This window comes from Hafnia alvei (assembly GCF_900095695.1).
Lineage (GTDB): Bacteria > Pseudomonadota > Gammaproteobacteria > Enterobacterales > Enterobacteriaceae > Hafnia > Hafnia alvei_B.
The window spans coordinates 32,158-45,697 of record NZ_FMIQ01000055.1 but is presented as its reverse complement, the minus strand read 5'-3'; the positions used below and the strand labels follow the sequence as shown (position 1 = coordinate 45,697).

The following is a 13,540-nucleotide window of genomic DNA, read 5'->3' as shown; positions in this document are numbered from 1 at the left end:
TCACCTATTCGGAACTCAGTGCTTTACCCTAAATCGTCTGTGACGCCAGTTAATCTATTTTTATTAAAATCATTCTGAAGTTTGCAGCAAAGTATCAATATACTTCATCGCTGCGACGATATTCGGGCGATAGCCAATTCCATCAACAACCCCTTCATTGCCTCCCGTCTTCACAATAACATCACGCATTTGATGAGCATTGAAATAAACGCCATAGTTATTTTTGGCATAAGATTGAATTAATGCTAAGGCCCCACTCACCAACGGCGTTGCACTTGATGTGCCAGAGAAATCATCACAGTATGAACGTTCATTTTCAGCCATTTGCAATGAGCCATACCCTGTTGAAGTCACTGACCAGTCCCCCCAAGAATTCACCAAAGATGTTGAATGGGAATAATTTGAAAAATAACAAGAACGCCCAGTGTCATGCTCACAAGCACCCACTAGCATGCTGCCGTTATCACCGTAGTCATCAAACTCAGCAAGATTTCGTAAGTCATCACCGCCATTTCCCGCAGCTAGAATGACAACCACACCACGATTAACAAGAGCATTAATTTTATCCCACCATGATTTGTTAGTAGTGACAGGCACATAAGTGCCATTAATAGAAAATTGGACGTTGAGACTCACAATATCGCCGGGTAATGCATCCTTAACAATCAAATCTAAATAATCTGTGTCGTAAAAATAAAACTTAGCGCCATGAGCAATGCCTGTCACACCTAAAGTATTTTTTACAGCGGCAATAATACCTGTTGAGGCTGTACCGTGGTTACAATCTTCAGACTCTGATCGGCTAGCAACGACGGTAATATTGCCTTTGAGATCTTCATGATTATGATAAACGCCAAAATCAAGATGGCGAATATTTACATTAGACCCCGTATTCTCCAGAGCCCATGCCGCTCTAACATTCATTCCATAGCCAGCATCAAGGTAGGTTTGTTTGGCTGAAAAATCAGGGGTTGCGGTAGGGGGAGTGAGTGATCTAACCCGATGTGATCTTGATGAATCGTTAAAGAGTGGCTGTGTAACCGGAGTCAGATTATCGGTAACGGGAACCACTGCGCAATATTCAACATAATCAAGTTTTTCAATTTGTTCTGATATTTTATCTAATAGATCAAAACTTGCCGTAGCGTTAATTTTATATAAATTACCTAGTGAATTATAGCCATGTTTATTACTTATTGCGGATGTGAAAACTTTTAGCAATGAAATATCATTAATATTTAGATCCGTATTCTTAATCAGCATTCTGGTAAAGCTTGAAAAATGTGAAACTCCATCAACGTTTTCGTGTTTGAATTTCTTATCACCTCCAGCTTTAAATTTAATCTCAAGAAAATAATCAACAACACCATCAATGATATGATTTTTCCCTTTTAGTTTTCTTTCTATCGTCTGCACTGATTTGGTTTGTGAAAAAAACCGTCTGTTCTTTGCGTGAATAGTTGGCGAGGAAACATCAATAATATTCTGATCCTGCGCCGTAACAGTAGCAATTACCGTGTAGTCTCCTTCGTCTACCCCTGCAAAAAAAATTGTTTCACTGACATCTACACTCTCTTTCTCTGCAACAACAACGTCATTACTGCATAGCTTATAGCGAACATTATCGATCTGCTCTGATGTATTAAAATCAATATAGATAAAACCATCAAAGTTAACACTACAAAATATATTAAGCTCATTTTTCATGTTAGTTTCTCATCAATTTCACAGTTAAAAATACAATCGCCACTACATAACACATGAAAAATATAAGTAACAAAACATTATTAATATAAAAAACAATTCTTTTAATTTAAATTAAAATTTAAAAACAAGAAGACAGAGATAAAAAATAATGAACACCACATCAATAGGACGCGGTGTTCATTGAACATAAAATTTTAGAAAGAGCTTAGCGGCTTAGGTTCTCCAAGTAAAAAACCCTGCAAATATTGCACACCTAATTGCTGTAGCATTTCCAGCTGCTCTTGAGACTCAACATATTCAGCAACGACCTGCAGTTTCTTTTCTCGAGCAATATCGCAAATCGACTTAATAATCAGCTGGTCGAGCGAGTTATTGACAATATCTTTTACGAATATCCCATCGATTTTCACGACATCCGCATTTAAGGATTTCAAACGCTGATAGTTAGAAAATCCGGTGCCAAAGTCATCAATGGCAATTTTGAAATGGTAGTCGCGTAGCGCTTTAATCGTCGAGTGCTCGATATTCTCATTAACAAGATGCTGTTCTTCGGTGATTTCAAAAATGATCGCTTCTGGACGGACTTGGTAATGCTCAAAGATTTCAATAATGCGTGGCGCAGTATCACGCTGCATCAAGGTAAGTGGCATCAGATTAACCGAGAAACAGGTATTACTGGTGTCTAATTTCGCTTCACTAATGTGCTTCACCACATTTTCAACCATCAGCAAATCAAACTGCGCGCACAAATTAAACTCAGAAATAAGTGGAATAAATTTACTCGGCGGGATCACATCACCGTTATCCAGAAGACGAGCTAATATCTCGTAATAACTCTTTCCTCCCGAATGCACGATAGGCTGAGCATAAAGCTCGAGACGGTTTTCAAGCAACGCCGTCGTAATTTTCCGCAACCACACCACTCGCTCGCTCACTTCTTCCCTAATCGACTGCGCATTTTCCTCTAAACAGGTAACCTCATTTTCGAGGCTAGCGCGCTCTGAAAGATGATGGAGTTTACCTACGCTGGTATAAAGTGACTCTTCCTCAGCATCAAACTGAGTATAAGCAATGCCGTAGCGCAAAATCACCGGATTGTCTTTCCAACTGAGTTGAGCAGCACACAGGCGCTGACGAATCAGATGAATGCGGTTAACGTTATCCGTCGTATCAAGATAAAGCAGCAGTTCGCAGCCTGGCAGTTGGTAGATATCTTCACCCGGTTTAAGCAGCGGCTTAATCACCGCGGCAATACGCCTTTTGGTATCAACCCGCATCATCATGCCATGATAGCGGCTCAAGGCTTCTAAATTTGTTAAACGAAGAAAACAAAGCGTACCCTGCGGATGCTTATCGATATACAAATTCAATGAACGAATATTTGCCAAACCCACCATCGGATCGACACGGGCAAGATGCATATAAACCCGTTTCATCACTTCGCTGCGTTTAAACATCACGGCCATATAAAAAATTGAGACCGTAAAAGCAATCAATGAAGCCGATAAAAATGCAATCTGATAACTACTATTGAGCTCAACAGAGAAATTTGAGTTAAAAACAAATAAGCACAGGGCCGTAAATGACCACATAAGTAAAATAACTCTATGCCCGAACCTAAATATTCCGTAGGTAAACAAAATAAATAACAATGGGATAAAGTAGCTGACGTTGAAATTTTCCTGCGCGGGGAAACAAATAGCAAATAGCGCCCCCAATAAAATCCCTAGCCAAATGAATGTCACACAATGTTTTTCTCTTGAAAAAGCATTACGCAAACATTGGTTAAAAAATTTCTTTGCATAGTTTCCGTTAAGCAACATTCGCAAATTATAATAATAGGCGGGCGAAATTGCGATTGAAGACAAAACCAGCGCCTCAACGTTAACCACCGCGAACATATCTAGCTTGTACGAAAAATAGCGTTCCATTACTGGAGACATATCTAACACGGAACCAAACGCGAGCATCATGCCTTTACAGGCTAGCGGATAAAGCAACCCAAATACGCACATACGAATGCCTAATGCACGACTGCTCATGCTATCAATATCGTAACGCCAACGAGCGCCTACCATACGATTCATGATGCAGAAACTTCCCCATAGCGGCAGTCCGTAACACAGTGAAAGCACTACGGCTTCGGTCAAGCTCATGATATTTAAAGTTGAATAATAAAACGTATAAACGATAAACAGCGGAATGAATCCTTTCATGCCAAATAACATGACAACTGAAATCGCTAAAGCCAACGGAAGATAAAGTAAAAAAATTGCGTTCCCTTGAATGTTCGCCATAGGCGATAATTCACGCGATAAAGGCAGCAATACGATGCAAATAAGCATCGGAACAATCATTTCTTGCAGCCTGATAATGGTGTTTCTCATTGTATCGATATGCTTCTTTGGAAAGAAAAAATATCAGAGATAGAAAACAAACAATGAAACCTCATGTTTGCCCATTTCGTAAGTTATGGATTTATAATTTAAGAAATGTCTATTCTCGTAGAAAAATCCGTTTAGTACTGCTCACTTCCTTGATATGTAGTTAGCAAGAGACATAATTTCTTTATGTTACTAGCTCAATACCTCAAGTATTAAACCTGATGGGAGATTATTACATATTGAGGACTAAGAAATGTAGAATTATTATTGCAATCAAGAATGTTCCTAGATAAAAATTAACCAAGCACATTCTTTTTTTATTATTAGGTTAATAATGTGATTATATTTAACAAATAGAAAATTCACTTTTGAAGTGTACGCATGTTAATAACTCTGATTTGTTTTTATTAAAAGTTTAATTTGAAATACATGAATTTTTATCATCATAAATTTATTATACAGAGGATTACACCGAGAAATATCTTATGCCATAAAAAAAGCCGAACCTAAGTCCGGCTTTTTTATTTTTAATAATTATTTTTTCTTCGCATACTTCAGCGAGTCAAGAGCTACGGCAAAGATGATAATTGCACCCTTGATAATATACTGCCAATAGGGATTAACGCCAATGTAGGTCAGGCCATAGTTGATCACCGTAAAAATAATGACCCCAGTCACCACACCGATAACGGTTCCTACACCACCGCTAAATGACACGCCGCCGACGACGCAGGCTGCGATAGCATCCAATTCATACATAAAGCCAAGGTTATTCGTTGCGCTACCGATACGCCCCGCTTCAAGCATCCCACCAAATGCGTAGAACACGCCAGACAGTGCATACACCATGATCAAATTTAACGGTACGTTTACCCCAGAAACTTTCGCCGCTTCAGGGTTACCACCAATAGCAAAGATATTTTTACCGAACCGCGTTTTGTTCCACAGCACCCAGACGAAAGCGACCGCGATCAGTGCATAAAACGTAATATAAGAGAGTTTAAAATCCCCGAAACGCAAAAAGCCCTGTGCAAAATTCGAGAAATTCGGTGCAAAGCCCGCTACAGGTGAAGCCCCTACGTAGTCGTAATACAGCGAGTTAATACCGTAGACAATAATCATGGTACCAAGGGTGGTAATAAACGGCGTTACGTTGAGATAGGCGATAATTAAACCGTTCACTAAACCAATCACAGCCCCCACCGCGCACACCACGAGAATGACTAATGGAATAGGTACGGTGTCTAAGTTTGGAAACACCTTATTGACGTTATCCATAGACTGTAAAAGCGTTGCAGCAACCACGGCAGCCAACCCCACCTGACGGCCGGCAGATAAATCCGTACCCTGTGTAACAATCAGCCCCGCCACACCGAGCGCAATAATAATACGCACCGATGACTGAGTCAGAATATTACTCAGGTTCATTAGGCTTAGAAATGTTGGATCCTGAAAAATAATAATCGCTAACAGCACTAATAAAACAACATAAATCCCGCCCTCTTTAAAATAGGTAAACAGGCTTTTTTTATTTAATACGCTCATATTCGGACCCTTAAAATATCAGGTGCAACATTACCGATGCAGAATTTATAGATGCAAAGAAGCCAATCTCAGAATTTCATTCTGTGATGTTCTTTTGGTTTCAACAATACCGGCAACTTGGCCATTACTCATGACTAATATGCGATCGGTAATACCCAGTAGTTCAGGCATTTCTGATGAAATAATAATGATGCCTTTGCCTTTTTTCGCCAGCTCGGTCATCAATTGATAGATTTCGAATTTAGCCCCCACATCAATACCGCGAGTGGGTTCATCCAGCATCAGTATCTCTGGCTGAGTCAGTAACCAACGACCAATAATTACCTTCTGCTGATTACCGCCAGACAGCGAGCCAATCGATGTATGATGCCCTGGTGTTTTTACCCGCATAGCATCAATAACCCACTGGGTATCGCTTTTCATCCGCTGATTATCCAGCAAGCCCACTTTATTTTTATACTTACGAATATTCGAAATCAGCGAGTTAAAACCAATATCGAGATAAGCATAAATACCGGTAGAGCGGCGCTCTTCAGTGACTAAGGCAAAGCCATGGTTTATCGCTTCATTCGCGCTATGGTTGTTAATCGCTTTACCATGCAAGCGAATCGTACCTTTTACCTTTTCACGAATGCCGAATAAGGTCTCCACAATATCCGTTCGCTTCGCACCCACCAGCCCCGCGATACCTAAGATCTCGCCTTCATGCAAATCGAATGAAACATCACGGATTGAAGGCTGGCGCAGCGACGTCAGCTCACGGACTTCCAAGATGACCTTACCCGGCGTATTAACCCGATCGGGAAAACGCTGGGTTAGCGAACGTCCCACCATCATTGAAATGATCTGGTCCATACTCATGCCATCTAACGTTTGGGTCGCAATCCACTGCCCATCACGCAGGATCGTGATTTCATCGCAGAGCTTAAATATCTCTTCCATTTTATGGGAGATATAAACAATGCCGCATCCACGATCTTTTAATTTACGGATAATAGTAAAAAGATGATTAACTTCTTTTTCTGTTAAAGATGAGGTGGGTTCATCCATGATGACAATTTTGGCGTTATATGAAAATGCCTTAGCAATTTCGATCATCTGCATTTGGGATACCGACAATCCAGCGACTTTTTCACGCGGATCGATATCAATATCGAGCTCATCGAATATCGCTTTAGTATCTTGATACATTTTATCTTGATCGACAAAAATCCCTTTCATCGGATAACGACCAAGCCACATATTATCCATTACGCTACGCTGCAGAACTAAGTTTAGCTCTTGATGAACCATCGAAACGCCGTGCTCCAATGCTTCTTTCGCGCTCTTGAAATTAATCTCTTTTCCCTGAAAAAGAATACGTCCTGAATCTTTTTGATAAATACCAAACAAACATTTTAATAGCGTGGATTTCCCAGCACCATTCTCCCCCATCAATGCATGGATAGAGTGTGGTCGCACACGCAGATTGACATTATCCAGCGCTTTGACGCCAGGAAATGACTTATTGATATTATCCATTTCTAATAAAAACGCGTCATCATCATGTTTTATCGATGCGTTCTCTTGATTAGAAATCTGATCTTTTGCCAAAGAGCTATCTGTCAACGAGTTACCCATCAAAGAGTTATCTGGCATAACATCCACCTGAAAATGACATAAAGAATAAGCCCGATAACCTCTGGTTGAACCATCAATCAATATCGGGCTTAAAACTTAAAAGTTATTGTTATATAGGCTTAGGTGAAGCTTATTTTTTAATAAACTGAGACAGATTGTCCTGATCGACGCCGACATACGGAACGCGAACAATTTTATTTTCAATTTTCCAGTTGGTACCTTCACCCGCTGGCTTGCCTTCGGCTAGATTTTTGGTCAAATCGAAGGTTGCTTTAGCTTGGTTATTGGCATCGTTCAATACGGTACCGGCCATTGCACCTGATTTAACTAATGCCAGCGCTTCTGGCAACGCATCGACACCAAATACGGGAATCGAGGTTTTGTTGTGTGCTTTCAGTGCTTCAACGGCGCCCATCGCCATGGCATCGTTATTAGCGATAACCACTTCAATCTTGTTCGCATTTGGGCCAGACAACCATGCATCCATCTTATCTTTGGCCTGCGCGGTATCCCACATTGCCGTATCTAACTGCAATTGCTGAGTTTTAATACCTTGATCGTTGAGACTTTTCACTACATAAGTGGTACGAGCTTCGGCATCTGGGTGGCCCGGTTCGCCTTTCAGCAATACGAACTGAATCACGCCGTCTTTGTTCAGGTCCCAATTAGGATTGGCTTTCCAATGCTTACCAATCAGTTGGCCCTGAATAATGCCGGACTCTTTGGAGTCGGTACCCACGTAATACGCTTTGTCATAGCTATCCAGCGCCTTACGAGAGGGCTCTTTGTTGAAGAATACGACCGGAACATCGTTTGCCTTCGCTTTATCAATAATCGTTGGCGCAGCCGCAGGATCGACGAGGTTAATCGCCAGCCCTTTCACGCCACGCGCCATCAATACATCAACCTGATCGTTTTGTTTGGACTGATCGTTTTGTGAGTCATTCATCAGCAATTTGACGCTTGGATCTGCCTTAGCATCGTTTTCTAATGCCTTACGTACCACGGACATAAAGTTGTCGTCGTACTTATAGATGGTGACCCCAATATTGGTGGTTGCCGCCTGTGCCGCGACGCCAAACATCATGCTGGCCGCCAAAGTTGCTAAGGTAAACGTCTTCTTATTCATGTGAAGCTCCGATTGGATGTAGGGTATTTCAGCATGGATGTCCGATTTTTCAGACGCCCTTGTTTATCGTTTCCACTATCGCTGCGGCAAGAAAGCAAATACCAACGTGAACCGTTTAAAATACACATATCGTTTACATTTAGAATATCCCAGCCACTCTAGGTTTGACGCCCGAAAAACCTAGAGTATCAGGGCGATTTACACGTATGACTGATATTTGTGATAGCGAAAACGCCACAAGAATAGACACGATTATGTTAATAATCTGTGAATGAACTCACAGATTGAAAACGGTTACATGGGCCAATCTGCTGACAAAGTGAGCTACACCACAATTATCGAGAACCCACGCTCCAGCGCTGCACCAAGGTAGGCATAAAACAATGACCGTTGGCAGAAAGAGGCGTCTGATGAACGGACTTAAGCGCTAGTTCAGAGGCTAAAATAGCTATAGAAACAATAGGATAACGGACCGTGGTCAGTTTAGGGCTGGTATAGCGTGCAATAGGGATATCGTCGAAACCCACGATAGAGAATTGTTCAGGGATAGAAATACCATTTTCTTTTAACACGGCTAAGGCGCCGGCGGCCATAGCATCGTTATAGGCAAAAACAGCACTCAGCTGCTGATTGCGACCAAGGAGTTCTACCATCGCGGCCTCCCCGCCTTGCAGATCGGGCGAAGCATAGGCGTACCACGCTTTACCAATTTCGATATCCGCGAGTTGCATGGCGGTTTCGTATCCTTTCTGCCGCATCATTAGGTCTTCAATCGGATGGTTCGAGCCTAAAAATCCAATCCGCCGGTGACCTTTATCCAGCAACAATTGCGTCGCCATTTGCCCACCCGCCAAGTTATTCAGGCCCACACAGCGGTGTTCATAGCCCGCAACGATACGGTTGATCAACACCATACCCGGCACCTGATGCATAAACGCCACTAGCTCATCGTCTGATAGCATTTTTGCATGCACAATCAATGCATTGCAGCGCTGGCGAATCAACATTTCTATCGCTTTTCGCTCTTTGTCTGCATCGTGATAGCTGTTAGCAATCAGCAAGTTTTTGCGTTCTCGCTGGGCAACTTCATCAACGCCTTTGACTAAAGCGCCAAAGAAAGGGTCGGAAACATCCATCACCACCACACCCAACATATCGCTGCTTTGCGTGGCTAGCGCCTGCGCGTTGGCGTTCGGGCGGTAGCCGAGCTCGGCTACGGCGCTCTGTACCACCGCTTTCGTTTCAGGCGTGGTGATCGCCGTATTGTTCAAAACACGGGATACGGTAGCTACGGAAACGCCGGCCAGCCGTGCAACATCACGAATAGTGATCATGCGCGACGCTCACGGTGGCAAAGAAAAGCATAAAAATAAACACGGAATAGTGCAGGACAGCGAATGGTATTCATAGAGATCCCTGAGTCGAAAGCACGTACGTGATATGACCGCGCTATGCTACCCAGTTTTTCATCATTGCTGCGTGAAATATGTCACAGGAAAGAAAACGTTTTCATACATTTCATTAACCTTTAGCTTAACTCACGCTTTCTATCCCTATTTTTAGCGTCAAAATTCACTTGAACCGTTTTGGCTTAATCTCTGGTTTGAGCGCCAAGCGCCGTTAATTTACGCCAAAGCCACTCAACAGGCCCCTGCTTGAAGTGACGCAGCCAAAGCACCGAGAAAACAATATTGACCAGCCATACCGCCGGAACAACCCAAAGCAATGCCGCTCTTGACCAGTGATTAAACATAGCAAATTGATAGAACAGCGTGGTGCACAGCAGCGTTTGCAACAAATAATTCGTCAACGCCATGCGTCCAACCTGCCGCAGCGCGAAGGCAAGTTTTAGCCGTGAGATTTGTGGCCAGAAGGCATAAATCAGCGAAACATAACCGATCATCATTAGCGGGACAGACAGTTCAGCAGGCACCTGAAGCAGATAGCCGCTAACGTGATATTCCCAACCATTTTGCCACTGCGCTAAGGTTGTCGGTACCTGAATGCCTAACCCCACTACCAGCGACCAAAGTGCGGTTCGCCGATAATGTCGCTGGCTGAAACTGCCGCTTAGCCAGCCGCTGCGCATTAATGCCGCACCGGCCAGCATCAGCCCCGCGAGCTGCCAACCATACTGCACCGCCAGCGCCATCAGATTTGCGCTGAGCAAATCACTGCGATTACGCCATGCTTCCCAGCCACCGTGTATTTTCCAAATCCCTTCGTACTGAATGGCGGCATATCCCGGCTGCCAAAATGCGCTCGGCTCAGGCCCTGCAATCAGCCCCAGCAACAGTAACAGCCCTAATCCAATAACATACAGCACAAGGCCGGTGCGCAGCAGCTGAAGGGTTGAAGTCGCATCGCGGATCATTCGCCAACTGATTAACCCAATCAGGCCATAGGCCAATAAAATGTCGCCATCCCAAAAGAAAATGGCATGAATTAGTCCGAATAAAACCAGCCAAGATAAACGCGCACGCAGCCAGTGTTTGCCTTTGGGCAACAATAGCTGAAGCCCTGCCCCAAACAGCAGCGCAAACATGGCTAAAAATTTGCCTTGCACGAAGATATGTAACAGACCCCACGTCAGCGTATCTGCGCCATCGGGGAGGCCGTTATAAGCAGGGTTAAGATAGGCCGCTTTAGGTAAACCAAAGCCGGTGATATTCATTAAAAGAATACAAAGAATCGCCAGCCCGCGTACAAAATCCAGCGTACCAATGCGTGTTTTCAGCATGGTGGGTTTTGTTACCGCTTCGGGTTGAGAGTTTTGCAAACGCTGCAGCATAACGGCGATCCCTATAGACAGTACTTTAACGATACCCAAAATAATTCAAGTTGGTTGAAGGCGGCAAACCTGCAAATCCCCAGAAGCTTACGCCAGTAAGTGACTGTGGTGAGCGGGTGCAGCCAACGCGTGAGCAGCTTGAAGTATGACGGGTATAGACAAAAACGCCGGCACATGGCCGGCGCTGTATCACTTCGAGTCAATCACCCGATTATTCCCACTCAATTAGCCGTGATGGCGTACCGCGCGCAAAAACTCCTGACGGGTATTCTGGCTCGATTTAAACAGCCCACCGAGCGAAGTTGTGGTCGTCGCACTGGTCGCATCACGCACACCGCGTGCTTTCACACAATAATGGGTGGCATCAATAGATACCGCAACGTTATTGGTTCCCAACAGAGTTTGTAACGCCACCAAAATTTGCTGCGTCAAACGCTCTTGTACCTGCGGGCGCTGCGCAAAGAATTGCACGATGCGATTAATCTTCGACAGGCCAATAACGCACTCTTTAGGAATATAGGCCACCGTCGCTTTGCCATCGATGGTCACAAAATGGTGCTCACAGGTGCTGGTTAACGTGATATCCCGCACCGTGACCATCTCATCAACCTTCATCTTATTTTCAATGACGGTTATCTTGGGAAAATTCGCGTAGTCTAAGCCAGAGAAAATCTCATCAACGTACATTTTGGCAATACGGTGTGGCGTTTCCGCCAAGCTATCGTCAGACAAATCAAGATTGAGCAACTGCATGATTTCCGTCATGTGCTCTTTGATGCGCTGTTTACGTGTTTCACGATCTAACACTTCCCCTCGCAGGGGAGTTTCTAGGCCGCGAGCTTCTAGCGCCGTATGAACCAAAACTGCTTCTTTACTTAGCGATGACATCAATTCTCTCCTGCAGGTAATCTTAATTCTGAGCACAATTTGATGGTGATCACATCAGAATTTTGTCATCACTTTAGTGGAGTGCGAACGCTTTATCCAGTGATACTCTTTCAGCTATACATGAAAAACCGTCATTTGTTTAATGCATATAAAGTGTGCGGTTATCCATCAGTGCGCTCTGTTTGTGGTCTGCGCACGGGCTGGGTGCGAAAAACCAAGCCACCCGCAACGAGTAAACCTATTGCAGCAATATACAGCGCAGGCTCTAAACGATGAGTTAGCGCCGTTGAAATAGCCGAAAGCATAGGGCCCACTAATTGGCCAACGGCGTAACCCGTGGTCAGCAACCCTGCCATATAACGAATGTGCGAAGGAGCCAACTCACGGCCATATTGCAGCGAAAGTTGAACTACGCATAAGAATCCGCCGCCGGTCAGTAATGCTCCTAATACCAACCCACTGACTCCAGGGATCGTTTCCGTGAACAAAATGCCTAATGCTTGGATCCACAGTACGATCGCTAAGCGTTGCTGAGTCAGCAGCCAGCGACGCGTCAAAATCCCCAAACCAATCCCCACCACGGCGGCAAAGCCAAATACTGGCCAAACAAACTGGGCAAATAGGCTATCGGGAAAACGTGCATGAGCCATTTGTGATAAAAACGTCGCCGGTAAAATATAGCCGAATCCAGCCAGACTGTAGCTCCACACAAGTCGTTTAAGTGCTGGCGTTAATACTAAAGGCTGAGCAGGCACGTCAGGGCGATGCAGCTCCCCTGCTCTTGGTAAGAAACGGGCGATAAAACCGATGAGCACCAGCGCTAACACACCATAAACCAGCCACGCCTGAGCCGCATCGAGATTGAGCGCGCTAATTCCGACCGATAGCATTCCACTGATAAAAATACCGGCGCCGGGGCCGGCAAACACCGCGGCAGCAAGATTTGGTTTTCCGAAATGAGCCAAACGTTCATTCGTCCATGCGGCCACCAACACCATTGCCCATCCGCTCGCCCAGCCAACCATAAAACGAATTAAGCTATGCCACCAAAAACCGCTTACGCAAGCTGAAAGCAGAGTTAAAAACACCGCTCCCCAGAGCCCAAGCTGTAGCCGCCGTTCAACCTGTCTGCTCGCACGCATGGCATCAAAAGCACCGGCCAAATAGCCCAGATAGTTAAGCGCAGCCACTAGGCCCGCCCCTGTCAGTGAAAACTGATGCTCCGCAATCATCAATGGAACTTGGGGCGTGAAAGCAAACCGCCCGATTCCCATTGCCACGACCAAGGCTAAAAAACCGCTTAATGCGATACGCACTGCCATTGCAGGATTTCCATCCCTATCACGCTTGATGATAGGTAATTGTTAAATAATTTGTTGCTATATTGCCTTGTCAAGCAAGTCTCAAAAAGTGAATAATTATAATTAAGTTATTCACGATAAGAGAATAATTATGAATCTTAACCAACTCCGCATG

Annotated in this window: 9 protein-coding genes; all 9 read right to left on the bottom strand. The window is 44.1% G+C overall.

Annotated elements, in window-relative coordinates; translation table 11 throughout:
• Positions 1–69 precede the first annotated feature (69 nt).
• The 9 genes from BN1044_RS13955 to BN1044_RS13915 all read right to left on the bottom strand — a co-directional run bounded on the left by BN1044_RS13955 (position 70) and on the right by BN1044_RS13915 (position 13,386).
• Positions 70–1,707 carry a S8 family serine peptidase gene (locus tag BN1044_RS13955; RefSeq protein WP_072309218.1) on the bottom strand — a complete coding sequence of 546 codons (1,638 nt, stop codon included), beginning with the start codon at positions 1,705–1,707 and terminating at the stop codon, positions 70–72.
• A gap of 194 nt (positions 1,708–1,901) precedes the next feature.
• Positions 1,902–4,064, bottom strand: a complete 2,163-nt coding sequence (locus tag BN1044_RS13950; protein WP_247650244.1) for a sensor domain-containing phosphodiesterase — start codon at positions 4,062–4,064, stop codon at positions 1,902–1,904.
• Between the two features lie 561 nt (positions 4,065–4,625).
• Positions 4,626–5,636 carry a galactose/methyl galactoside ABC transporter permease MglC gene (gene mglC / locus BN1044_RS13945; RefSeq protein ID WP_072309216.1) on the bottom strand — a complete coding sequence of 337 codons (1,011 nt, stop codon included), beginning with the start codon at positions 5,634–5,636 and terminating at the stop codon, positions 4,626–4,628.
• A gap of 45 nt (positions 5,637–5,681) precedes the next feature.
• Positions 5,682–7,274, bottom strand: coding sequence for a galactose/methyl galactoside ABC transporter ATP-binding protein MglA (gene mglA / locus BN1044_RS13940; RefSeq protein ID WP_072309215.1), 1,593 nt, complete (start codon positions 7,272–7,274; stop codon positions 5,682–5,684).
• Between the two features lie 112 nt (positions 7,275–7,386).
• Positions 7,387–8,385, bottom strand: coding sequence for a galactose/glucose ABC transporter substrate-binding protein MglB (mglB, locus tag BN1044_RS13935; RefSeq protein WP_072309214.1), 999 nt, complete (start codon positions 8,383–8,385; stop codon positions 7,387–7,389).
• Between the two features lie 335 nt (positions 8,386–8,720).
• The gene (gene galS / locus BN1044_RS13930; protein WP_072309213.1) at positions 8,721–9,719 is read right to left on the bottom strand and encodes an HTH-type transcriptional regulator GalS; all 999 of its coding nucleotides are present in this window, start codon (positions 9,717–9,719) and stop codon (positions 8,721–8,723) included.
• Between the two features lie 257 nt (positions 9,720–9,976).
• A complete protein-coding gene (gene yeiB, locus BN1044_RS13925; protein WP_072309324.1) occupies positions 9,977–11,125 on the bottom strand; it encodes a DUF418 domain-containing protein YeiB in 1,149 nt (382 codons plus the stop codon).
• Positions 11,126–11,401: 276 nt separating this feature from the next.
• Positions 11,402–12,064, bottom strand: a complete 663-nt coding sequence (gene folE / locus BN1044_RS13920; protein WP_072309212.1) for a GTP cyclohydrolase I FolE — start codon at positions 12,062–12,064, stop codon at positions 11,402–11,404.
• Positions 12,065–12,225: 161 nt separating this feature from the next.
• A complete protein-coding gene (locus BN1044_RS13915; RefSeq protein ID WP_072309211.1) occupies positions 12,226–13,386 on the bottom strand; it encodes a YbfB/YjiJ family MFS transporter in 1,161 nt (386 codons plus the stop codon).
• Positions 13,387–13,540: the final 154 nt, after the last annotated feature.